This is a genomic window from Actinomyces sp., from assembly GCF_030524025.1.
Taxonomy (GTDB): Bacteria; Actinomycetota; Actinomycetes; order Actinomycetales; family Actinomycetaceae; genus Actinomyces.
Window position 1 is genome coordinate 124,858 of the sequence record NZ_JAUNHI010000003.1, and the last position, 23,413, is coordinate 148,270.

18 protein-coding genes are annotated in these 23,413 nt (G+C 73.8%); 6 read left to right on the top strand and 12 right to left on the bottom strand.

Annotation, left to right across the window (positions count from 1 at the left end; translation table 11 throughout):
• Window positions 1-42: 42 nt before the first annotated feature.
• From proB to Q4C85_RS02640, 5 genes are all read right to left on the bottom strand, one after another.
• Complete coding sequence (gene proB / locus Q4C85_RS02620) at window positions 43-1,203, bottom strand: glutamate 5-kinase (RefSeq protein WP_303139242.1); 1,161 nt, start codon at window positions 1,201-1,203, stop codon at window positions 43-45.
• Window positions 1,200-2,783 (bottom strand): GTPase ObgE, encoded by a 1,584-nt coding sequence (gene obgE / locus Q4C85_RS02625; protein ID WP_303139243.1) that lies wholly within the window; start codon window positions 2,781-2,783, stop codon window positions 1,200-1,202. The genes proB and obgE overlap by 4 nt, the downstream gene beginning before the upstream one ends.
• A 114-nt stretch (window positions 2,784-2,897) precedes the next feature.
• Window positions 2,898-3,155 carry a 50S ribosomal protein L27 gene (rpmA, locus tag Q4C85_RS02630; protein ID WP_303139245.1) on the bottom strand — a complete coding sequence of 86 codons (258 nt, stop codon included), beginning with the start codon at window positions 3,153-3,155 and terminating at the stop codon, window positions 2,898-2,900.
• 47 nt (window positions 3,156-3,202) lie between these two features.
• On the bottom strand, window positions 3,203-3,520 hold the full coding sequence (gene rplU, locus Q4C85_RS02635; protein WP_303139247.1) for a 50S ribosomal protein L21: 318 nt from the start codon (window positions 3,518-3,520) through the stop codon (window positions 3,203-3,205).
• Between the two features lie 179 nt (window positions 3,521-3,699).
• On the bottom strand, window positions 3,700-6,414 hold the full coding sequence (locus Q4C85_RS02640; RefSeq protein WP_303139248.1) for an Rne/Rng family ribonuclease: 2,715 nt from the start codon (window positions 6,412-6,414) through the stop codon (window positions 3,700-3,702).
• 454 nt (window positions 6,415-6,868) lie between these two features.
• Here Q4C85_RS02640 and Q4C85_RS02645 point away from each other — a divergent pair, with 454 nt between their 5' ends.
• The 5 genes from Q4C85_RS02645 (at window position 6,869) to Q4C85_RS02665 (ending at window position 15,047) form a co-directional block, all read left to right on the top strand.
• A complete protein-coding gene (locus Q4C85_RS02645; protein ID WP_303139249.1) occupies window positions 6,869-8,365 on the top strand; it encodes a cytochrome ubiquinol oxidase subunit I in 1,497 nt (498 codons plus the stop codon).
• A gap of 25 nt (window positions 8,366-8,390) precedes the next feature.
• The gene (gene cydB, locus Q4C85_RS02650; protein ID WP_303139251.1) at window positions 8,391-9,524 is read left to right on the top strand and encodes a cytochrome d ubiquinol oxidase subunit II; all 1,134 of its coding nucleotides are present in this window, start codon (window positions 8,391-8,393) and stop codon (window positions 9,522-9,524) included.
• An 84-nt stretch (window positions 9,525-9,608) separates the two neighbouring features.
• Complete coding sequence (gene cydD / locus Q4C85_RS02655) at window positions 9,609-11,351, top strand: thiol reductant ABC exporter subunit CydD (protein ID WP_303139253.1); 1,743 nt, start codon at window positions 9,609-9,611, stop codon at window positions 11,349-11,351.
• Window positions 11,348-13,135: a thiol reductant ABC exporter subunit CydC gene (gene cydC / locus Q4C85_RS02660; protein ID WP_303139255.1), complete on the top strand. Its 1,788-nt coding sequence runs from the start codon at window positions 11,348-11,350 to the stop codon at window positions 13,133-13,135. The genes cydD and cydC overlap by 4 nt, the downstream gene beginning before the upstream one ends.
• The gene (locus Q4C85_RS02665; protein WP_303139257.1) at window positions 13,128-15,047 is read left to right on the top strand and encodes a GAF domain-containing sensor histidine kinase; all 1,920 of its coding nucleotides are present in this window, start codon (window positions 13,128-13,130) and stop codon (window positions 15,045-15,047) included. The genes cydC and Q4C85_RS02665 overlap by 8 nt, the downstream gene beginning before the upstream one ends.
• Window positions 15,048-15,062: 15 nt before the next feature.
• Here Q4C85_RS02665 and Q4C85_RS02670 read toward each other — a convergent pair whose 3' ends face one another.
• The 7 genes from Q4C85_RS02670 to Q4C85_RS02700 all read right to left on the bottom strand — a co-directional run bounded on the left by Q4C85_RS02670 (window position 15,063) and on the right by Q4C85_RS02700 (window position 22,682).
• Window positions 15,063-15,716, bottom strand: coding sequence for a response regulator transcription factor (locus Q4C85_RS02670; RefSeq protein WP_303139259.1), 654 nt, complete (start codon window positions 15,714-15,716; stop codon window positions 15,063-15,065).
• A 92-nt stretch (window positions 15,717-15,808) separates the two neighbouring features.
• On the bottom strand, window positions 15,809-16,819 hold the full coding sequence (mutM, locus tag Q4C85_RS02675; protein WP_303139364.1) for a bifunctional DNA-formamidopyrimidine glycosylase/DNA-(apurinic or apyrimidinic site) lyase: 1,011 nt from the start codon (window positions 16,817-16,819) through the stop codon (window positions 15,809-15,811).
• Window positions 16,820-16,823: 4 nt separating this feature from the next.
• The gene (gene rnc / locus Q4C85_RS02680; protein ID WP_303139261.1) at window positions 16,824-17,624 is read right to left on the bottom strand and encodes a ribonuclease III; all 801 of its coding nucleotides are present in this window, start codon (window positions 17,622-17,624) and stop codon (window positions 16,824-16,826) included.
• Window positions 17,624-18,181, bottom strand: a complete 558-nt coding sequence (locus Q4C85_RS02685) for a DUF177 domain-containing protein (RefSeq protein ID WP_303139262.1) — start codon at window positions 18,179-18,181, stop codon at window positions 17,624-17,626. Before Q4C85_RS02685 ends, rnc begins: the two co-directional genes overlap by 1 nt.
• Window positions 18,182-18,261: 80 nt before the next feature.
• Window positions 18,262-18,825 carry an ATPase gene (locus tag Q4C85_RS02690; protein ID WP_303139264.1) on the bottom strand — a complete coding sequence of 188 codons (564 nt, stop codon included), beginning with the start codon at window positions 18,823-18,825 and terminating at the stop codon, window positions 18,262-18,264.
• A complete protein-coding gene (gene coaD / locus Q4C85_RS02695) occupies window positions 18,809-19,351 on the bottom strand; it encodes a pantetheine-phosphate adenylyltransferase (protein WP_303139265.1) in 543 nt (180 codons plus the stop codon). The genes Q4C85_RS02690 and coaD overlap by 17 nt, the downstream gene beginning before the upstream one ends.
• Before the next feature lie 67 nt (window positions 19,352-19,418).
• Window positions 19,419-22,682 (bottom strand): glycoside hydrolase family 2 TIM barrel-domain containing protein, encoded by a 3,264-nt coding sequence (locus Q4C85_RS02700; protein WP_303139266.1) that lies wholly within the window; start codon window positions 22,680-22,682, stop codon window positions 19,419-19,421.
• 117 nt (window positions 22,683-22,799) lie between these two features.
• On the opposite strand from Q4C85_RS02700, the gene rsmD reads away from it, so the two are divergent.
• Entirely contained in the window at window positions 22,800-23,393 is a 594-nt protein-coding gene (rsmD, locus tag Q4C85_RS02705; RefSeq protein WP_303139268.1) for a 16S rRNA (guanine(966)-N(2))-methyltransferase RsmD, read from the top strand.
• The last annotated feature ends 20 nt before the right edge of the window (window positions 23,394-23,413 follow it).

Below are 23,413 nucleotides of genomic sequence, written 5' to 3' on the forward strand. Positions count from 1 at the left end.
CGCCTGCCCCGATACGACTCGGAGTACCGCCCCTTGCGGGGCTCAGCCGGCGGTGCGGGGCAGCTCGGCGAGGTCGTCGCGGTGCACGACGGGGGCCACGTGGTCGGGGCCGGGCCGTCGGTGGGCGCGCGCCTCGATGACCTCCTCGAGCTCGGCGGCCGAGTAGCGGCAGATCCCGCGGGCCACCGGCCCGTCGGGTCCGACGACCTCGACCACGGAGCCGGACTCGAAGTCGCCGGCGACGGCGGTCACGCCCGGCAGCAGGAGCGACTTCTTGCCCACGGTCACCGCCCGCGCCGCACCGGCGTCGATGATGACGCGCCCCTCGGGAATCGAGGCGTAGGCCATCCACAGGCGCCGGCTGGGCCGGTGCGGTCCCGTGGGCTCGAACCAGGTCCCCAGGTCCTGGGGGATGGTGGCCTGACCCAGGAGGCGGGCGGCGTCATTGGCGGCGGCCACGATCGTGGCCGTGCCCGAGGCGCAGGCGATCGTGGCGGCCTGAGCTTTGGAGCGCATCCCCCCGGTGCCCAGGGCCGAGCCGCGTGCCGAGACATCGACCGAGGCGAGCTGGCCGGCACCGACGACGTGGCGCACCGGTACCGCCCCCGGGGTGCCCGGCCGGGCCGTCCACAGGCCGTCGACATCGGTGAACAGCACGAGGACGTCGGCGGTCACCAGGTGCGAGACGAGGGCCGCGAGATGGTCGTTGTCCCCCAGGCTGAACTCGGTGGTGGCCACGGCGTCGTTCTCATTGACCACCGGCACCGCGCCCAGGGACAGCAGGGCGTCGAAGGTGGCGCGCACGGTCCGGTAGTGGCTGCGCACCGCCACGTCCTGGACGGTGAGCAGCACCTGGGCAGTGACCACCCCGTAGGCGCTCATGGCCGTCTGCCAGCGGGCCACCAGGTTGCCCTGGCCGACCGAGGCGGCCGCCTGGAGCAGCCGCAGCTCGGTGGGCCGGGCCTCCATGCCCAGGGGGACCATGCCCGCGGCCACCGCCCCGGAGGACACGAGGACGACGTCGTGGCCCCGCTGGCGCATTCGGGCGATGAGGCCGGCCAGGATGTCGATCCGGTTGAGGTCCAGGCCCCCGTCGGGCCGGGTCAGGCTCGAGGAGCCGACCTTGAGGACGACCCGCGCACCGCTGGGCAGGCTCGTGGGACGGCCCGACGGGTCGACGGCTGGGCGCGAGGCGGTTGTCACGGCTCGTCCTCCTCGTCCTGCCAGGTGGAGGCGTCCGTCCAGATCCCTTCGGCGGCCTCCTCGCGCAACTCGGCTCGGGCAGCCTCCTTGGCGTCCATCATCTCGTGGTAGCCCGCCCGGCGCTCAGCGTTGGTGCGGCGGTGACGGTCCTCCAGGCGCATGTCGGTGCCGCGCGCCCCCAGCAGCTCGGCCCCGGTGGACATCGTGGGCTCCCAGGTGAACAGGACCCCGCCCTCGACCTCGCCGATGAGCACGGCGTCGCCCGCGTGCGCCCCGGCGCGCACGAGCTCGTCCTCGACGCCCGCGGTCGCCAGGCGGTCGGCGAGGTAGCCCACCGCCTCGTCGTTGGAGAAGTCGGTCTGGAGCACCCACCGCTCGGGCTTGTCGCCGCGCACCTGGTAGACCCGGCCCTCCTGCGGGTGGTTGATGAGACTGACGACGGCCACCGCAGGCTCGTGGCGGGAGCCCACGGCCGCCGGGCGGATGACCGGGCGCTGCCCGCCGTGGCCGGCACGCTCGCCCGGCTCATCGCGCCGGGCCTGCTCGACAAGCCCGGCCAGCGTGAAGGAGAGCTCCTTGAGGCCCGTGCGGGCGACGGCGGACACCGGCAGGACCGTCAGGCCGCGGGAGGTCAGGTCCTCGGTGACGAAGTCGGCGAGCTCGGCGGCCTCGGGCACGTCCACCTTGGCCAGGACGACCACCCGCGGCCGGGCCATGAGCGGGGCCCGCCCGGTCAGCGCGGGGTCGTCCTCCTGGCGGCCCAGCCGCTCGGCATAGGCGGCGAGCTCGGCCTCGATGCTCTCCAGGTCCGAGACAGGGTCTCGCCCGGGCTCCAGGGTCGCGCAGTCCAGGACGTGCACGATGACGGCGCAGCGCTCGATATGGCGCAGGAACTCCAGGCCCAGGCCCTTGCCGCGGCTCGCCCCGGGGATGAGGCCGGGCACGTCGGCGATCGTGTACCGCGTGTCGCCGGCCTCGACCACCCCGAGGTTGGGCACGAGCGTGGTGAAGGGGTAGTCGGCGATCTTGGGACGGGCGGCGCTCATCGAGGCGATGAGGGAGGACTTGCCGGCACTGGGGTAGCCCACGAGGGCGACGTCGGCGATCGTCTTGAGCTCGAGGGTGACGTCGCGCCGCTGGCCGGGCAGTCCCAGGAGGTGGAATCCCGGCGCCTTGCGCCTGGCAGAGGCCAGGGAGAAGTTGCCCCTCCCCCCGGTGCCGCCACTGGCCACGACGAGCCGGGTCCCGGGGCCGACAAGGTCGGCCAGGACGGCGCCGTCGGCGTCCTTGACGACCGTGCCCTCGGGCACGGGCAGGACGAGGTCCTCACCGTCGACTCCGCGGCGCCAGTCGCCCATGCCGGGAGTGCCGTTGCCCGCCTGGCGGTGGGGCGAGCGGTGGTAGGACAGCAGCGTCGTCACCCGGGGGTCGACCTCGAGGATGACGTCGCCTCCGTGGCCGCCGTCACCGCCGTCGGGCCCGGCCAGGGGCTTGAACTTCTCACGGTGCACCGAGGTGCAGCCGTGGCCGCCGTCTCCGCCAGCGACGTGGAGGACCACGCGATCGATGAAGCTGGGCATGTGGTCTCTCCTCGCGGGATGAGGGTGGGGCTTCGTCAACGGCACGAGGGCGGACGGCCAAGCCGTCCGCCCTCGGTCAGTCCTCGGTCAGTGATGTCGTGGGTGCGCCGGGGCTCAGGCCTCGGCGAGCACAACGTTAACGACCCTGCGGCCGCGGCGGGTGCCGAAATGGACGTTGCCCGCGGCGGTGGCGAACAGGGTGTCGTCATTGCCGCGGCCCACATTGGCGCCGGGGTGGAAGTGCGTGCCGCGCTGGCGGACGATGATCTCGCCGGCCTTGACGAACTGGCCGCCGAAGCGCTTGACGCCCAGGCGCTGGGCGTTGGAGTCACGGCCGTTCCGGGAGGAACCAAGACCCTTCTTGTGTGCCATCTCAGATGTCTTTCCTAGTCAGCGGGTGAGTGCGTCGGGACGGCCGCTCAGCCGATCGCCTTGATCCTGATGGCGGTCAGCTGGGCGCGGTGGCCCTGGCGCCTGCGGTAGCCCGTCTTGTTCTTGAACTTGAGGATGTTGATCTTCGGGCCCTTCTCGTCACCGACGATCTCGGCGGTGACCGAGGTGGAGGCAAGGTCCGCAGCAGTGGTCACCTTGTCGCCGTCGACCAGCATGACGGGGGCGAGGCTGACCTCGTCGCCGATCTCACCGGGGAGCTTGTCGACGACCACGACGTCGCCGACGGAGACCTTCTCCTGACGGCCGCCGGCCTTGACGATCGCGTAGACCACTTGAATGCTCATCTCTGTCGTAACTTCAGACGCCCGGGACCGGTCAGGTCCACTGCCGGGCCGGGCTATGTCCATGGCATGGGTGCATGAGGCACCGGCCGACTACTTTATGCGATCGGCAACGCCGGACCAACCCGCGCCATTGCCCGGAGCGTGTGGTCTTCCGCACGAGGCAGGCGGCGCAGGCCGCCTCAGGCCGGGTCGCCGTCCTTGTGGGCGTGCTCAGCGGCCGCGGCGATCTGGGCGAGCGCCCCACGGACCGCTGCCCGCGCGGCGTCGTCCGGGCCACTGGCCTCCTGAGCCTCCTCAGAGCCGCCGGTCCGGGCGGCCTGCTCGGCCGAGGCCTGGGCCTCCTTGGCCTTGGACTTGCCCGTGGCCTTGCGCCCGCGGCCCCGCCCGTTGCCGCGCTGGCCCTGCACCTCGCCCCGGCCCCCGTTCTCCACCGGGGTGTCGTGGACGATGAACCCGCGCCCCGAGCAGCACTCGCAGGGCGTGGAGAAGGCCTCGACCAGGCCCTGACCGACCCGCTTGCGGGTCATCTGCACCAGGCCCAGGCTCGTGACCTCGGTGACCTGGTGGCGGGTGCGGTCCCTGCCCAGGCACTCCACCAGGCGGCGCAGCACGAGGTCGCGGTTGGACTCCAGCACCATGTCGACGAAGTCGATGACGACCATGCCGCCGATGTCGCGCAGGCGCAGCTGGCGCACGATCTCCTCGGCCGCCTCGAGGTTGTTGCGGGTGACGGTCTCCTCCAGGGTGCCCCCCGCTCCGGTGAACCGGCCGGTGTTGACGTCGATGACGGTCATCGCCTCGGTGCGGTCGATGACGAGCGTGCCGCCGCTGGGCAGCCACACCTTGCGGTCGAAGCCCTTGGCGAGCTGCTCGTCGACCCGGTGCGCGGCGAAGACGTCCTCGGGACCCACCCAGTGCTCGAGACGGTCGGCGAGGTCGGGGCTCAGCTCGGTGACGTACTGGCTGATCGTCCTCCAGGCCTGGTCGCCCGAGACGACGAGCCTGCGGAAGTCCTCGTTGAACACGTCGCGCACGACGCGCACGGCCAGCTCGGGCTCCCCCTTGAGCAGCTGCGGCGCCTTGCCCGAGCCCCTGAGGATCTGGGAGGCCTTCTTGTCGATGGCCTCCCACTGGGAGACCAGGCGTGCGACGTCGTCGGCGAGCTGGTCCTCACTGGCGCCCTCGGCCGCGGTGCGCACGATGACGCCGGCGTCCTCGGGGACGATCCGCTTGAGGATCTTCTTGAGGCGGGCCCGCTCGGTGTCGGGCAGCTTGCGGGAGATGCCCGTCATCGTCCCGCCGGGGACCAGGACGAGGTAGCGCCCGGCGAGGGTGACCTGGCTGGTCAGGCGCGCACCCTTGTGCCCGATGGGGTCCTTGGTCACCTGAACCAGGACCGTGTCGCCGCTGGACAGCGCGTCCTCGATCCGCCGGGGACGGCCCTCCATGCCGGCGGCGTCCCAGTTGACCTCACCGGCGTAGAGCACGGCGTTGCGTCCCTTGCCCAGGTCGACGAAGGCGGCCTCCATCGAGGGCAGGACGTTCTGGACTCGGCCGATGTAGACGTTGCCGACCATGGAGGACTGGGTGTGGCGGGCCACGTAGTGCTCGACGAGCAGCCCGTCCTCAAGCACGGCGATCTGGTTGAGGCCGTCCTGCTCACGCACGACCATCTGCCGGTCGACGCTTTCACGCCGGGCCAGGAACTCGGCCTCGGTGACGATGGGGCGCCTCCGGCCCGCCGCACGCCCCTCGCGGCGCCGCTGGCGCTTGGCCTCCAGGCGGGTCGAGCCCTTGAGGGCGGTCACCTCGTCACGCACGTCGCGCCCGGAGTCCGAACGCGTGCGCGACCGCCGACGGCGCCGACGGCGCGAGGAGCCCTGGGCCTCGGCGTCCCCGGGGTCTGTCAACTCCTCGGGCTCCCCGGCCTCGGTATCGTCCTCACCGTCATGCTGATCCTCGGCGGCGGCCTCCTCGGCCAGGTCCTGGACCGACTCCTCCGTCCTGCCCCGCGCCCGCCGTCCGCGTCCGCCGCGGCGGCGCTTGCGGCGTCCCGCACCGTCCTCGGCGGGGTCGAGGCCGTCCCCGGACCCGGTGGAGTCGTCGGTCGAGGCCTGCTCCTCGGCGTCCTCCTCCTGGCCGCGAGCGCTGCGGCCACTGGCCGGCGGGATGCGCTCGGGGGTCGTCGAGGGGGCGCTCGCCTGGCGGCGACGACGGCCACGGCCCGGCGCGGCGTCCTCCTCCTCGGTCTCGGCCGGCGGCGCCTGCTCCGCCGGCGCAACGCGCTGCGGCGAGGTGGTGGCCGCTGTCGCCTTGCGGCGACGGCGCCGCGCCCGCGCCGGGTCGGGGGCCTGGAAGAGTAGGGAGGCGGCGGGCAGGCGGGTGGGCTCGTTGTCCTCGTCCACAGCCTCCTCAGCGTCGTCAGCCTCCTCAGTCTCCTCGGCGTCCTCAGCCTCGTCGACCTCCTCAGGCTCCTTGTCATCCGCCGGCGGCACGGCCCCCTCGGCCTCAGGGGCCAGGTCGGGATCGGCATCGGCGGCGGTGAGGACGGGCTGCTCGGCGGCCGGGGCATGCTGGGGCGTCGTCGCGGCGGCCGTCGCCTTGCGGCGCCGGCGCACGGGTCGAGCCGAGGATCCGGCGGGTTCCTGCGCGGACCGGGGGGCCGTCGACTCGACCTCCTGGGGCACAGTGCCACCGGAGTCGCCGGAGTCGTCGGCGTGAGCGGAGGAGGCCGGGGGGCCGGGCAGCTCGGGAGCCGGGGCGGGGGTCCTTGCCGCGGCCGTGGCCCGGCGGCGCCGACGGGCCGGGGAGGTCCCGGCCGATCCCTGGGAGGTGGCCGCGGCCTCGTCGTCGGGCTGGGAGGCCGATGTCTCGTTCGGCTGGGAGGAAGCCATGGGGTCTGCTCCTTCTGGACGAGCCGGGCACCGCCGTACCTGCGACGCCGTCGCGTGGTCGCGCTCCCATCACAGGAAGCGGAAAAGTCTGTGGATGCACCAGATGGCGCCGGCCTGCGGCGGAACTCGCTGCGAGCGGGAGTGCGGCGGCGCGCTGAGCGGCGCACGTCCCCAAGCGGCCTCGACCGAGGTTCGGACTCCGGAGTGCCGGTACGAGGCGACCCCGGGGCCAGACCGAGTATCCCACACCGCGGCCCACGACGGCGCGCGGCAACGCGGGCGCGCGGCGTGTCTCGCCAGGAGCGGACAGCCGGAGGCGACCGCACCGTGACCTGATCGCGCGGAGGTTTTACGACGTCCCGTCACAGCCTCACCTATACTCGGCACAAGCTCCGCGCAGTTGCACGGATGAACTTATCATTCTTATCAACTTCACCTGAGAAAGGCGGGCTCGATGGACATCGCACCAATGGCGCTGGACTCCCTCGATCTGGCACGGTGGCAGTTCGGCATCACCACCGTCTACCACTTCATCCTCGTCCCCCTGACGATCGGCCTGTCCCCGCTGGTGGCGCTCATGGAGACCCTCTACCTACGGACCGGCAACGAGCAGTGGCGCACCGTCACGAAGTTCTTCGGCAAGATCCTGCTCATCAACTTCGCGCTCGGGGTGGCCACCGGCATCGTCCAGGAGTTCCAGTTCGGCATGAACTGGTCGGAGTACTCCCGCTTCGTGGGCAACATCTTCGGCGCCCCCCTGGCCTTCGAGGCGCTCCTGGCCTTCTTCATGGAGTCCACCTTCCTCGGGCTGTGGATCTTCGGCTGGGACCGCCTGAGCCCCAAGATCCACAACCTATGCATGTGGATGGTGGCGCTGGGCACGAACTTCTCCGCCGTGTTCATCCTGGCGGCCAACTCCTGGATGCAGCATCCCGTGGGCGCGGTCATCAACCCCGAGACCGGGCGCGCCGAGCTCGACGGCGTCGGCGGATTCCTCAAGGTGCTGACCAACCCGATCCTGTGGACGACGATCCCCCACGTCATCGCCTCGGCCCTGCTCGTGGCCGGCGCGGTCATCGTCGGGGTCTCCGTGTGGTGGATGACTAAGGCCGCACGCGCCGGGCAGGACTTCGAGGCACGCGAGCTGTGGCGCCGCGCGGCGCGTTTCGGGGCGATCGTCATGGTGCTCGGCGGCCTGGTCACCGCCGGCTCGGGCCACCACCAGGGCCAGCTCGTGGCCGAGGAGCAGCCGGCCAAGATGGCGGCGGCCGAGGCCCTGTGCCACACCGAGTCCGGAGCCGGTTTCACCGTCCTGGCCTTCGGCAGCTGCGACGGGGAGATCACCCGGGTCATCACCGTGCCCCACGTCTACTCCTTCATGGCGACCAATGACCCCAACGCCGAGTTGATGGGGCTCGACGACGCCCAGGCGATGTACGAGGAGCAGTTCGGCACCGGCGTGGACTACACGCCCAATGTCATGGTCACCTTCTGGTCCTTCCGCCTCATGATCGGGCTGGGCATGGCCTCCCTGGGCGTCGGCGTCCTGGCTCTGTGGCTGACCCGCAAGGGCCGGCTCGTCACCGACCCGCGGATCGGCACGGCCGCCCTGTGGACGATGTGGCTGCCCTTCATCGCCTGCAGCTTCGGCTGGATCCTCACCGAGATGGGGCGCCAGCCCTGGGTGGTCGCCCCCAACCTCGCCGACCCCGTCTCCCAGGTCCACCTGCTCACCCAGGACGGTGTGTCGACGGTCGTGTCCTCGGCCACGGTCCTGACCTCCTTGGTCGTCTTCACCCTCCTGTACGCGGCCCTGGGCGTAGTCTGGTTCGTCCTGCTCCGCCGCTACATCCGTGAGGGCGTCCACACCCCGACCGACCCGTCCCCGCAGGACGACGGTCCGGGCAAGGAGCCCACCACCGACGCCGACCACCTGTCCTTCGCGTACTGAGCCGCAGGAAGTAGAGGTACACACCATGACCCTGTCCATCCTCTGGTTCATTCTCATCGCCGTCCTGTGGACCGGCTACCTCGCGCTGGAGGGCTTCGACTTCGGCGTCGGGATGCTGCTGCGGGTCCTGGGCCGCGACGAGCGGGAGCGCCGCGCGATGATGAGGTCGATCGGCCCTCACTGGGACGGCAACGAGGTCTGGCTCCTGACCGCCGGCGGCGCCACCTTCGCCGCCTTCCCCGAGTGGTACTCCACCCTGTTCTCCGGCGCGTACATCGCCCTGTTCCTCATCCTGCTGTGCCTCATCGTGCGCGTGTGCGCCATCGAGTGGCGCCCCAAGATCAACGACCAGCGGTGGCGCGACCGCTGGGACATCGTGCACACCGTGGCGGCCTGGGTCGTGTCGATCCTGTGGGGGGTGGCCTTCGCCAACCTCGTCCAGGGCATGCGGATCGAGGTGGTCGACACCGCCTCGGGCTCTGTGGTCCCTGCCGCCCAGGTTCCGGCCGACGGCCTGGTCGTGGGCGCCTCTCACCAGATCACCGGCGGATTCCTGTCGATGATCACGCCCTTCACGCTGGTGGGCGGCGCGGTGACCTGTCTGCTGTTCCTCACCCACGGCGCCCTGTTCATCGCGCTCAAGACCGCCGGTGACCTGTCGACGCGCGCCCTGGGACTGGCCCGGCGCATCGGGGTCGTCTCGACGGCACTGGCCGCCGCCTGGGCGCTGTGGGCACAGGTCGCCCACTCCCCCAACACCGCCTCCTGGGCCCCCCTCACGCTGACGGCCGGATGCCTGGTCGGCTCCCTGTTGGCCGTGCGCCAGGGCCGCGACAGCTGGGCCTTCGGCCTGCACTTCGGCGGGATCGTCTTTGCCGTCGCCTTCATCTTCGCCGCCATGGCCCCCGACGTCATGCGCTCCTCGATCGACCAGGCCTACTCCCTGACCATCGAGCAGGCGGCCTCGGCCGACACGACCCTGCTCATCATGTCGGTCGCCGCGGCGGTGTTCACCCCGATGGTCCTCCTCTACACCATCTGGTCCTACCGGGTGTTCTCCAGCCGTGTCAGCGCCGAGGCCATCGACCCCGACACCGGCGGCCTCCACCCCACCAAGGTGCGCGACTCCGAGCAGCCCGAAGCCCTCATCGGCTACTGACCGCCCGCGCCGGGGACGCAGCGCAGCGCCGTCCCCGGCGCCATAGCGAGAACACCGGGACCACAGTCCTACTATCCTGGACGGGTGAAGCCACTGGACCCCCGGCTCCTGCGTCACGCGCGCTCGGCCCGGCGCTACATCGTCACCACGGCGGTCACCGGCACGCTCACCGCGCTGCTCGTCGTCGCCCAGGCCCATCTCATCTCCCGGGCGGTCGCCCCCATGGTCACCGGCTCCCCCGCAGCACGACCAGCTGCCGGGCTCCTTGGCGCCCTGGCGCTCGTCCTGGCCGGCCGTGCCCTCGTCCTGCTCCTCCAGGAGCGTCAGGCCCACCGTGCCGCCACGGGCACCGTCATCGAGCTGCGCCGCCAGGTCCTCGAGCACGCCGGCGCACTGGGCCCGCGCTGGCAGGCCATCCACGGCCCGTCGACCGCGACCCTGCTCACCCGCGGCCTGGAGGACCTCCAGCCCTACTTCACCCGTTACCTGCCCCAGCTGCTCCTGGCGGCCACGGTCACGCCGATGACCGCCCTGGTCATGCTCGTCCAGGACGTGCCCTCCACGGTCGCCGTGGCCGTGACGGTCCCCCTCATCCCGGTTTTCATGGTTCTCATCGGCCGCCTCACCCAGCGGCACTCCGAGGAGCGTCTCGCAGCGATGGACCGCCTGGGCGCCCAGGTCCTCGACCTGCTGGCCGGGCTGCCCACCCTGAAGGCCCTGGGCCGCGAGCAGGGTCCCGGACGCCGGGTGGCCGCGCTGGGACGGGCCTACAACGCCACGACCATGCAGACCCTCAAGGTCGCCTTCCTGTCGGGGGCGGTCCTGGAGTTCATCACGACGCTGTCGGTGGCGATCATCGCCGTCGAAGTCGGGTTCCGGCTTCTGTACGGACGCATGGACCTGGCCACCGGGCTGCTCGTCATCATGATCGCTCCGGAGGTCTACCAGCCCCTGCGCCAGGTGGGCTTCCACTTCCACGCCTCGGCCAACGGTGTGGCCGCCGCCCAGGCCGTCTTCGAGGTGCTCGACACCCCCCGCCCCGAACGGGGCGCCCTGCCCGCCCCGGACCTGCGCGGCGCGGTCATCGAGATCGAGGACCTGTGGGTCCGTGCGCGCGGCACCTGGGCGCCGGCCGCGCTGAGCGCCGCCATCTCGCCGGGCCGCCTCGTGGCCCTGACCGGGCCGTCGGGCGCGGGCAAGACGACGACGGCCCTCGTCCTGCTGTCCCTCCTGCCGGCCAACCGCGGTGCTGTACGGGTGCGCACGCCCGACGGCTCCCGGACCGACCTGGCCGACATCGACCCCGCCTCCTGGTGGAGGCAGGTCTCCTGGGTGCCCCAGCGGCCCGTCATCGTCCCGGGGACCATCGCCGACAACGTCCTGGGCCCGGAGCGGGCCGCGCGGTGCGCCGAGGAGCCACCGGCCGCGCTCCTCGAGGCGGCGCGCGCCACCGGCCTGGACGAGGTGGTCGACGTCCTCCCCCAGGGATGGCTCACCCCGGTGGGCCAGGCCGGGGCGGGCCTGTCGGTGGGCCAGCGCCAGCGCCTGGCCCTGACCCGGGCGCTTGTCGACTCCACCCCACTGGTCGTGCTCGATGAGCCGACCGCCCACCTCGACGCGGCCAGTGAGGCCCACGTCCTGGCCGGGGTCGAGGCGCTGCGCGCCGCCGGACGCACCGTGGTCGTCGTCGCCCACCGCCAGGCGCTCATCGCCCGGGCCGACGACGTGGTCGCGGTCTCCAGCACCCCGGTGGACCGCCCGGAGGGCGGCGCCGAGCCGCCGGTCCTCGTGGCGCCCCGCGCCCAGGTCGAGGGGGCGGGACGATGACCGCCGTGCTCACCAAGGAGGAGACGCGAGCCCTGCGCAGGGCGGTGGGCCTGCTCGGCCTGCGCCGCAGGACCCTGGCGCTCAGCGTGGCGACGGGCTCGCTCAGCCTCATGAGCGCTGTCGCCCTGGCCGGGGTCGCGGCCTGGCTCATCGCACGCGCCGCGCAGATGCCCGACATCGTCGCCCTGGGCGTGGCACCGGTGGCCGTCCGCCTGTTCGGCATCTCCCGGCCGCTCATGCGCTACTGCGAGCGGCTGGCCTCCCACGACACCGCGCTGCACGGGATGAGCGCGCTGCGCACCCGCCTCTACGAGATCCTGGCCGCCTCGCGCGCCGACGTCGTCGTGGGCCTGCGCCGCGGGGACGTGCTGGCGCGCGTGGGCGCGGACGTGGACGCGGTGGGCGACCTCGTCGTGCGCGCCGTGCTGCCCATGGCCGTCGCGATCGTCCTCGGCGTCTCCACGAGCCTGGGCCTGGGCCTCATCCACCCTCCCGCGGGACTCATCGTCGCCGTCTGCCTGCTCATCTCGGGAGTCGGCGGGCCCCTGGCCACAGTGCGGGCCGCCCGGCGGGCCGAGCTGGCCCGCCAGGAGCAGGCCACCGACCTGTCGGCCACCGTCCTGGCGGCGGTCGAGGGCGGCCCCGAGCTCAGTGTCTCGGGCCGCATGCCCCGCCTCATGGAGGATCTGGCCGGCCTCGAGCGCCACCTGGCCGCCTCGCGCGACGCCGCCGCCCGCCCGGCCGCCCTGGCCGCCTCCATCGACTCCGCCGCGATGGGGCTGGCGGTGCTGGGCAACCTCATCGTGGGCACCGCCGCGGTCGCCGCGGGCGAGCTGCCGTCCACCCTCCTGGCGGTGATCGTCCTCGTTCCGCTCAGCGCCTTCGAGGCGTCCTCCGCCCTGGGACCGGCCACCGTCCAGCTCGTCACCTCGGCGGGCGCGGCCCTGCGGCTCATCGAGCTCGTCGAACGGGCCGAGGACTCAACGGCCCAGGCGCCCGCCCCCCGGCCCCTGCCCGCCGGCGCGGCGGGGGGACCGCGCCTGACCGCACGCGACCTGGCCGTGGGCTGGCCCGGCGGGCCGGTCGTGGCCGAAGGCATCAGCCTCAGCCTCGCCCCCGGAGACAGGCTCGCGGTCGTCGGCCCCTCCGGTGTCGGCAAGACGACCCTCCTGCTCACCCTGGCCGGGCTGCTGCCTCCCCTGTCCGGCACGCTCAGCCTCGCTGGCGCCGATCCGTGGTCCGCCGACCGCGCCGAGGTCGCCGCCCGGGTGACGCTGACCGCCGAGGACGCCCATGTCTTCGACACGACGGTCCTGGAGAACCTGCGCGTGGCCAACGGGGCGCTCGAGGCCACCGAGGCGGTCGAGGTGCTCGAGCGCGCCGGCCTGGGCCCGTGGCTCGCCTCGCTCCCCCAGGGCCTGGACACGCCGATCGGCTCGGACGCGACGACGGTCTCCGGCGGCGAGCGCCGCCGGCTGCTCCTGGCCCGAGCGCTGGCGGCGCCCGCCCCCGTCATGCTCCTGGACGAACCGGGAGAGCACCTGGACTCCGCCACCGCCGACGGCCTCGTCGAGGACCTGCTCGGCGACCGGCCCGCCCGGGGGGTGTTGCTCGTCACCCACCGCCTGTCGGCCCTGGCCCGGGCGGACGAGGTCATCGTCCTCGGCCGCCCGGACCCCGCCGGGCCGGCTCGTGTCCAGCGCCGCGGGCCCCACGCCCGTCTGCTCGCCGAGGACCGGGACTACAGGTGGGCCGTGGACCAGGAGGTGACCGACCGTGGCTGAGCGGCCCACCGACGCCGGCAGGGTCCTACTGCCCGGGGTCCCCGACGACGACCTCATCCTGCATCTGCCCGCCGGCCCCGGGCCCGATGCCTCCGGGGCGGGAACCATCGCCTACGCGGTGCACACCGAGCGGCTCACCTCGACCCGCAGCCGCCCCGCCCGCCCGGCGGCGCCCGACCGGGGCGCGGGCGGCGTCGACCTGTTCCGCGAGGCCCTGCGCCTGACCAGCTCGCTCAGGGTCCCCGAGGCACTGCGCCGCCTGGCCGACTCGGCGTGCACGGTCACCGGGGCGAGCTGGGCCACCATCGCGGTTCTCGGGCGGGCCGACCGCGCGCCCCTGACCTCGGGCGCCGCGACTGCCTCCCCCGACGAGCTCGACGCGATGATCACCGGGGCCGCCACGGGCGCCCGCGGGGAGGGCGACGTCGTCATCTGCAACGACCTGTCGAGCGCCCCCTTCACCGGCGCCATCGAGGGCGAGGGCCCGGGATCGGTGCTCTCGGCGCCGCTGCGGGTGCACGGCTACGTGTACGGCCGGCTCTACCTGTGCGACAAGGCCGAGGGCTTCGATGCCGCGGACGCGGCCACCGTCGTCGCCCTGGCCGAGGCGGCCGCGGTCGCCGTGGAGAACTCCCGCCTGTACCGCCAGGCCCGCGACCGCGAGCAGTGGATGGCCCTGGCTCAGGAGCTGACGACGCTGCTGTTGTCGGGGGCCGAGCAGGACGACGCGCTGACCCACATCGCCCACCGGGTGCGTGAGGTCGCCCACGCCGACACGGCCGCGCTCATCCTGCCCAGTGTCGGGGAGACCTGGATCTGCGAGATCGCCGACGGCGCCCACGCCGGAGAGCTGATCGGCACCTTCTTCCCCCCGGAGGGCCGGGCGCTGACCGCCCTGGCACACCGCACGGGCCTCATCGAGGAGTCCCTCGCCCAGGCCTGGGACGCCAGCGACCTGCTCGTCGAGGAGCTGGCGCACTTCGGCCCGGCCCTGTATGCCCCGATGGTCCACCGCGGCCGCGGCGTGGGGGTCATGCTCCTGCTGCGGGAGCAGGGCGCCGCGCCCTTCACCCGTCAGGAGCTCGAGGTCGCCGAGCTCTTCGCCGGCCAGGCGACGATGGCCTTCGAGCTCGCCGACGCCCAGCACGCCGAGGAGATGGCCACCCTGCTCGACGAGCGCGCCCGCATCGGCCGGGACCTGCACGACCTGGCCATCCAGCAGCTCTTCGCCACCGGCATGCAGATCTCCGCGGCCCACGACCGCATCCGCCGGGCCGCCCAGGCCGGTGTCGTGGACCCCGAGGATGCCTGCTCGGCCCTCGAGGGCTCGCTGGCGGCCATCGACGACTCGGTGGAGCAGATCCGCTCGATCGTGCGCTCGCTGCGCGACCGCGACGAGGATGTGGGGATGGTCGAGCGCCTGCGGCGCGAGGCCTCCCTGGCGCGGACCTCCCTGGGCTACGCCCCCTCCCTCCTGCTGACCGTCGACGGGCACGGGCTGGCCCAGGCCGACTCCCGCGACGCCGACGAGCTGGTCGACGCCGTCGACGCCGCGGTGGAGGCCGACATCGCCGACGACGCCGTGGCGGTGGTCCGTGAGGCCCTGTCCAACGTGGCACGGCACGCCCGGGCCTCCTCGGTCAAGGTCGAGGTCTCGGTCAACGGCGTCCTGGCCGCGGGCGTCCTCGGTGCCCGCAGCTGCCCGGAACGGGGGGTGCCCGCGCTCGAGATCGTGTGCACCGACGACGGCGTGGGCGTCGACCCGGCGGTCACGCGCCGCTCGGGCACGGCCAACATGTCGGAGCGGGCCAGACGCCGGGCCGGCACCTTCGTCATCGGGTCCGGCGCCGGCGGGGGCACGCGCCTGGTGTGGTGGGCCCCGCTGGAGCACCCCGGCCGGGCGCTGCGCTGAGGCCGGCGCCCGGGCTCAGGGGCGGCGCCAGCCGGAGGCGCGCTGGCCGGCCACCCAGGCCGCCACCTGGGTGCGGCGCTGCAGGCCCATCTTGGCCAGCAGGGAGGTGATGTGGTTCTTGACCGTCTTCTCGGCCACCCCGAGGCGCTCGCCGATCTCGCGGTTGGACAGTCCGTCGCCGATGAGGTCGAGGACCTTGCGCTCGGCGTTGGTCAGGTCGGCGGTCGGGTCGTCGTGGTCGGCCCTGCGACGGGTGACCGTGCGCTCGTCGAGCAGGACGCGTCCCGAGGCCACGGCGCGCACGACGTCGGAGATCTCCGCCCCGTGGACGGTTTTGAGCAGGTAGGCGCGGGCGCCGGCGTCGAGGGCCTCGGCCAGGGCGTCGTCGTCGTCGAAGGAGGTCAGCACGATCGGCAGGGCCCCGGGGACGGACTCGCGCAGCTCGCGCATCAGCTCGATGCCGGTGCCGTCGGGCAGCTGGAGGTCGACGAGCACGACGTCGGGGTGCACGAGCTCGGCCCTGCGCAGTGCCTCGGCCTTGGAGCCGGCCTCCGCCACGATGTCGAGATCCTCGGCCCGGTCGATGATCTCGGCAATGCCTCTGCGGACGATCTCATGGTCATCGACGATCATGACTCGGGCAGTCTCGGCGGAGGCGGGGCTGGGCATGCCGTGAGGGTATCAGCACCGGGGACCTACGTCGCACGCATGGCGGTATCGCCCCGTGAGGCGGCGGGCCCAACGGCCGTGACGCACGTATGTCAGGTCTCCAGCGGGCGCACCTGGCAGACCGGGCAGGAGGTGTGGCTGCGCCCCGCCAACCGCTCGGTGCGCAGGGTCGTGCCGCATCTGCGGCAGGGCCGGCCCGCCCGGCCGTAGGCGGCGAGCTCGCGGGCGAAGTACCCGGCGGCCCCCTCGGCGTCGACGTACAGGGAGTCGAAGCTCGTCCCGCCCGCCGCCAGGGCCCGGGTCATCACCTCCGCCGTGCGGTCGAACAGCTCGGCGAGGCGGTCGGGAGCGAGTCCCGATCCGGGGCGCAGGCCGTGGACCCGCGCGGCCCACAGGCCCTCGTCGGCGTAGATGTTGCCGACCCCCGACACGAGGCGCTGGTCGAGCAGGAGGGTCTTGACGGCTCGCGCCGAGCGACCCGCCCGGGCCTCCAGGGCACTGCGGTCCAGGTCGGGGTCGAGCAGGTCGCGGGCGATGTGCGCGGCGTCGCGGGGCAGCCGGGTCTCTGGGCTGCCCTCACCCCCGGGCCCGCCGTCCGCGGTGGGCACGAGCGCGCTGAGGCGCAGCCCGCCGAACATGCGCTGGTCAACCAGGTCGAGCGCCGCACCACCCGGGGCGTCCCCGGGGCGGGCGGCCAGGTGGAGGCGAACCCGCAGGTGCCGCGGGCGCGCCTCGACCCCGGGTCTCAGGGCCGGGGGCCGCCGGGCGGTCAGGTCGGCACCCTCGGCCGCCGGGTCGACCACCGCCTGACGCTCCAGCTGCGGCGGTGGAGCCGTGCCGGTGCCACGCACGAGCAGCTGGCCGCTCATGCCCAGGTGGGCCGACACGGCGGCGCCGTCGTCCAGCGGCAGCCACAGGAACTTGCCGCGGCGCACCGCCCCGGTGATGGTCCGGCCGCTCAGGCCCTGGGCGAAGGCCTGCGGCCCGCCCTCCTGACGGCGCAGGGGGCGGGGGTCGAGCACCTCGACCCGCTCGACGCTCCGTCCCGTCAGGTGCCGTGCCAGCCCCCGCCGGACGGCCTCGACCTCGGGCAGCTCGGGCACCGTCTCAGGCCCCGGCGGCGCGGTCGCGGTGGGCGGCGAGGTCGGCACGCAGCGCCTCGTTGACCCCGGGCAGGTCGAGACCGCCGTCGCCGTGGGCGGCGAGGATCGAGGCGTAGGCGGCCTCGGCGGCGGCGTGCTCGGCGACCTTCTTCGAGGTGCCCGAGCCCCGGCCGAGGACCTGTCCGTCCACCAGGGCCCGGGCGGTGAAGACACGCTCGTGGTCGGGGCCCACCCCCTCGACCTCGTAGACGGGGTTGCCCAGGGAGTGGGCGGCGCTCAGCTCCTGCAGGCTCGTCTTCCAGTCCAGGCCCGCCCCCCGGGTGCGCGCGGTGTCGAGGAAGCGGGAGACGAGGCGCTCGACGACCTCACGGGTCGGCTCGAGGCCGTGGCTGAGGTAGGTGGCGCCGATCAGCGCCTCGACGCCGTCGGACAGGATCGAGTCCTTGTCCCGGCCGCCCGACAGCGCCTCGCCCTTGCCGAGCTTGATGAACTCCCCCAGCCCTAGGTCGCGGGCCACCGCGGCCAGGGCCGGCTCGGAGACGGTGGCCGCACGCATCTTGGCCAGCTGCCCCTCGGCGACCGTCGGGTGGGTGCGGAACAGGTACTCGGTGACCACCAGTCCCAGGACGGAGTCGCCCAGAAACTCGAGGCGCTCGTTGGTGGGCAGGCCTCCATTCTCGTGCGCCCAGGAGCGGTGGGTCAGGGCCAGGTCGAGCAGGGAGGGCTCGATCGGTGGTCCCCAGCGGTAGACGAGAGTATCGACGTCGGTGCGCGCCGGGGGTGCGGGGCGGCGGGACCGGGCCATCAGCCCCGCCCCGGCTCGTCGGGGGCCGCCAGCAGCCCCGCCAGGGCCGACCAGCGCGGGTCGATGCTCTCATGGGAGTGGTCGGTGGGCAGGTCCTCGATCCGCTCGCCGCACTGGGGGCACAGGCCTGCGCACTGGGGGGTGCACAGGGGGCGGAAGGGCAGGGTGAGCACGAGGGCGTCACGCAGGGCGGGCTCCAGGTCCAGCCCCGTGTCCCCCAGGAGGAAGAGGTCGTCGGCCTCCTCGTCGCCCTGCTCGGCCTGGGCGCGTGCCGCCTCGGGCAGGAGGTAGAGCTCGTCGAAGGACACGGTCCGCTGCTCGTCGAGGTCGCGCAGGCAGCGCACGCACTGCCCGTGGACGCTCAGGTCGGCCCTGCCGCGCACAAGGACCCCGTCGTCGAGGCTCGTCAGCTCGGCGTCCACAAGGATCGGGCTGCCCGGGGGCACGCCGATCACCTCGGTGCCCAGGTCGGCGGGGGCGGGCACCTCGAGGTGCACGTCCTTGGTGGATCCGGCCTGTGTCGACAGGTCGACGATGTCCACGACGAGTGAGGCCATGGCTTCCTCCTGGGTGGCGCGGTCGGCGGGCGTCGGCGGGTGCGCGGACGTCCTCGGGGGCGAGAGTACCCGGGTGCGGCTCAGTGGCGAGAGGCCGAGGGGTCCACCGACCAGCCCGCCGAGCGGCGCCCGGCATCGCGTCCGGTGTCGCGCCCGGTGTCGTGGCGGTCGGGCCCCATGCGGTCGGCCAGCACCTGTCGGCCGGCATGCACCTGCTCGGTGATCCTGCCCAGCTCGGCCTCGAGCGCCGCCAGGGTACGGTCGGAGTAGCCGTCGGCGCCGCGGCGCAGGTCGGCGGCCTTGTCCTCGGCCGCCGAGATGATGACGTCGGCCCGGTCGTTGGCCAGGCGCACGACGTTCTCCCCGGCGACGAGCCGGTCGGCCTCCTCATGGGCCCGCTCGACGATCCGCTCGGCCTCGGCCCGCCCCTGGGCGAGCACCGCGTCGGCCTCGGCGACGATCTTCTCGGCGCGGCGCACGGCCGTGGGGACCGCCCGGCGCGCGCGCTCGACGAGGTCGAGGACCTCATCCCGGTTGACAATGGCCGAGGCGCTCATGGGCATCGAGCGCGCCGACACGACCAGGGAGTCGATCTCGTCGAGGATGCGCAGGAGGTCCTCGCCTGCGTCACGGCTGGTGGTCACGGTGGGGTCCTTCGTCATCATGGTGGGCATGGGTCGGGCCGACGGCGCCGGCCAGGGCCTGGGCCAGCGCCACGACGACGCCGGGGGGCACGAGCGCGGAGACGTCCCCGCCGTGGCGGGCCACGTCCTTGACCAGGGAGGACGAGATGTGGGCGTGGGCCGGGGCCGCCACGAGGAAGACAGTCTCGGGGGCCCCCAAGTCGCGGTTGAGCAGCGCCATGGGGACCTCGGCGTCCAGGTCCGATCCTGAGCGCAGGCCCTTGACGATGGCGCCGGCCCCGCGCTCCCGGCAGAAGTCGGCCAGCAGGCCCGGCACGACGGCGACCTCGACACCGGGCAGCGGGGCCAGCGCCGCACGGGCCAGGGCCACGCGCCGCTCGAGGTCGAACAGGTGGCTGCCCGCCTTGGCCGCGTTGTGCGCGACACCGACCACGACCCGGTCGAACACGCTGCACGCCCGACGCACGACGTCGACGTGCCCGAGGGTGATCGGGTCGAAGGTTCCTGGGTAGACGGCCACGGTCATGCCGCGAGGTTAACGGCTGGGCCCCGGCCCTCCGGGGACGCGCGCCGGGGGCGTCGCGCCAGGCTCCTCAGGGCTGGACGAGGCCGATCCAGGCCTCGAGGCGGACCGTGCGGGGGGCGGCCGCGGCCTCCGGGCGCACATCCGGGCCGCAGGACCGGGTGCCGATCCCGTGGTGGAGGGCGTCGAGGTGGAGCCACAGGTGGTCGTCGGCGGCCAGGTCCTCGGCATGTGTCGCGGCGGTCAGCGACTCCAGGCTCCACGGGCTCAAGGAGAACGTCGTCGGACAGGAGTCGGGCACGAGCACGAGCAGGCGCCGGGTCCCCGTCCCGGTCAGGTCGTCGCCCTCGAGCCACAGGCTGCGCAGGCCCGGACGGCTGCCGCCCTCCTGGGGGCGGACCGGCTGCTGCCACATGGCCTCGACCAGTCCGGTGAACACGCCGTGCCGCGAGGCGGCCGTCAGGTCCGGGTAGGCCGGCCCCGGGCCCGTTCCCGACCAGGTGGCGCGCACGAGGTCGGCGGGCAGTCCCAGCCGGACCCCCAGCCGGGGCAGGACGGGGGGAAGGTCGCCCGTGGGGACGATGGTCGTGCGCAGGCGCACCCCGCCGCCCTCGGCGCGCAGCCTCGTCGTGACCTCCAGCCCCCAGGCCCGCTGGGGCGCCCCGCAGCGGCTGCGCACGGTGACGACCCCCTGGTCGGACACGCCGGTCGACACGTGCCGCTCGGTCATGAGGTGAAGCCGGGCTCCGCGCCACCGGTCCGCCGAGGACAGCCCGGCCGCTCCCGAGCCCTGGCCGAGGTTGTCGGCGGTGGGCGGCTCCTCCCAGTACTCCACCGGGCCGTGCCCCTCGTCGTTGTCGGTGGGGGCGCGCCACACCGTCGTCAGCGGCCCGATCACCTCGACCCCGCCGAGGTCGATGAGGCGACCGGCCCGGTCCAGCGCGGCCGGACCCAGGTCGATCCCTCCTCCGGGCAGCCGGACCGGCGCCTCCTCGTGGCCGTCCTCCAGCGCGCCGTGGGCCGGCCCGCCGGTGGCCGGGGCGGGCAGCCGCACGGCGGGCACGGGGTCCAGGCTGGTCTCCCGGCAGGACAGGACGCGGCGCCCCGTCTCATCGACGCAGCCGACCTGGGGCGCGAGCGGCCGACCGGTGGCGGGGTCGACCTGGCGGGGGCCGTCGTCGACGATGCCGCCGACCACCGGGTCGAGCACGACGGTCAGGACGTGCACCCCACGGCCCCGGCCGCGCGCGTCCCCGACGGCCTCGGCGAGCCCGGGCGCCTCAAGGACCTCGTCCTGGCCGGGGGCCAGGACGGGCAGGTCCAGCTCCCCGGTGCGCACGGCGTCGGGGGCGTCGTCGACGGCCACCTGCCAGGCCAGTGCCAGGCCCGAGGTCGTGCGGCTGTGGAAGCGGTTGCGCACCTCGACCATCCCCGCCCGGTGGGCCAGGGCCCGGGCCACGACGGGCGCCACCGCGTTGGCCCAGGCGGTCGTGCCCGACGAGGGCCGGGAGGAGGCCGAGACGAGGCCGTCGCACACGAAGACGCCGTCGTGGACCGGCTCGCCGAAGTCGCCGCCGTAGCGCAGCGCGCCGCCGGCCTCGGGCCGCGGGTCGACCAGGGCGTGGTCGCGCCACTCCCACACGAAGCCGCCCAGGTGGCGCGGGTGGGGGTCGATCCGCTCGGTGTAGCCCTCGATACCGCCGGGTCCGGTGCCCATCGCGTGGAGGTACTCGCACATGACATAGGGCAGGGCGCGGACGCGAGCGGCCTGGGCGGGGGTCAGGTGCCCGGCGGGGTGCCCGTCGCGGCCCACCGGCGACGACCCGCCGGGCAAGCCGGGCTCGCGGGCCACCACCGCGTCGACCTCCTCGAGGGTGGGGTACATCCGGGAGTGCACGTCGGTGTAGTCGCCGGCGAAGTCGGCCTCGTAGTGGACGAGGCGGCCGGGGTCGCGCTGCTTGATCCACTGGCTCATCGCGGCCAGGTTGCGCCCCGTGCCCGACTCGTTGCCCAGGGACCACAGCAGGACGCTCGGGTGGTTCTTGTCCCGCTCAACCATGCGTCGGGCGCGGTCGACCAGTGCCTCCTGCCAGGCGGGGTCGTCCACGGGGTTGCCCCGCCAGCCGTGGGACTCAAAGCCGTGGGTCTCCAGGTCGCACTCGTCCATGACTATCAGGCCGATCTCATCGGTCAGGTCGAGCAGCCGCGGGTGGGGCGGGTAGTGGGAGGTGCGGATGGCGTTGACGTTGTGGGCCTTCATCAGCGCGAGGTCGGCGCGGGCCCAGTCCTCGTCGAAGACCCGGCCGCGCAGGGCGCCGACCTCGTGGCGGTTGACGCCCGAGAGCACGAGGCGCCGGCCGTTGAGTCGCACCTGTCCGTCGACGACCTCGAGTCGCCGGAAGCCGATGCGCTGGGTGACGGTCTCCTCCTGAGCGTCGACGACGAGCTCGTAGAGGTGGGGGCACTCGGCGCTCCAGGGCTCGACCGTCGGCACGCTCAGACGGGTGGTGCCGGGCCGGACCAGCACAGCACTGACCCCTAGGGAGGGCAGGCTCACCGTGACCGGGAAGGCCTCCTGCGCCCCGGTCACGTCGACGTCGACCGTGCCCGCGCCGGTGGCCGGGTCGTAGTCGGTGCGGGCGAAGAGGTCCTCGATCGCGCCGGCGGGCAGGTGGATGAGCTCGACGTCGCGGAAGATGCCGGGCAGCCACCACTGGTCCTGGTCCTCGACGTAGGTGCCCGGCGACCACTGGCTGACCCGGATGGCCACCGTGTTCGGTCCGTGGCGCAGCAGCCCGGTGACGTTGAGCTCGGTGGGCAGGCGGGAGCCCTGGGTCGTGCCCACCCAGGTGCCGTTGACCCACACCGAGGCGAAGGACTCCACGCCCTCCAGGCGGAGCCGGTCCGTCCCGGACTGCCCGTCGGCGGTGGCCAGGGGCCAGTCCTCGGGCACGGTCACGGTGCGCACGTGGTCGGCGGTGGGGTTGTCATCGGGCACGAAGGGAGGGTCGAGCGGGATGGGGAACTGGACGTTGGTGTACCAGGGCAGGCCCCGCCGGCCCTCGTCGGTGAGCACCCAGTGCGCCGGCAGGTCGATGCTCCCCCAGGTGCCCAGGGAGTCGTCCTCGGTGTCGAAGGTCGGCTCGACCGGGCGCCCGCAGCGGTCCAGGCCCTCGGGGTGGGCCACGGCATGGAGCCGGAAGGCCCAGGTGCCGCGCAGGCTCAGGCGCGGGGCGTCGGAGTTCAGCCAGGCACGGGGCTCCAGGTGCGCGCCGAGCCCCGGACCGGGGGCGGTGGGCAGCATCCAGTCGGTGCACGGTTCGGTGTGAGACATCGTTGTCCTCTCCTCGCGGCGGGGTACCGGTTCCAGCCTAGATGATCGATGATGATTGATTCCACGGCAAAGGCTGTGGCAGGCGTAGCGGCTGCGGGCTGTCGTATGGTCGGGGGCATGACGAGGATCGTGGCCGGCAGCGCCGGAGGGCGTCGCATCGAGGTCCCCCGGGCGGGGACCCGCCCGACCTCCGAGCGGGTGCGCGAGGCGCTGTTCTCCCGTCTCGAGCACGACGGCGTGATCGACGGCGCCCGGGTGCTCGACCTGTGCGCGGGCTCGGGGGCGCTGGGACTGGAGGCAGCGAGCCGGGGCGCCGTCGAGGTCGTGCTCGTCGACTCGGCGCGCCAGGCCACCCGGGTGTGCGAGCGCAACGCGCGGTCCTTGGCCCTGGGCGGGGTGCGGACGGTCACCGCCCGGGCCGAGTCCTTCCTCGCCGGCGCGGCCAACGCCCCGCGCGACCTCGTCCTGCTCGACCCTCCCTATCAGCTCACCGAGGGCGAGCTGGCAGGGCTGCTCACCGCCCTGGCCCGCCGGGAGGACCCGTGGCTGTCCGAACGCGGGCTGCTCGTCGTCGAGCGCTCCACCCGTTCCCCCGAGCCGGTGTGGCCGGAGGGCCTGCGCCGCGTGACCACCAAGCGCTACGGGGAGACCGTCCTGTGGTTCGCCGAGCCCACCGGGCCCGAGGACGGCACGCAGACACCGAGCCCCTGAGCGGGTGCGGGCCGGCCGGG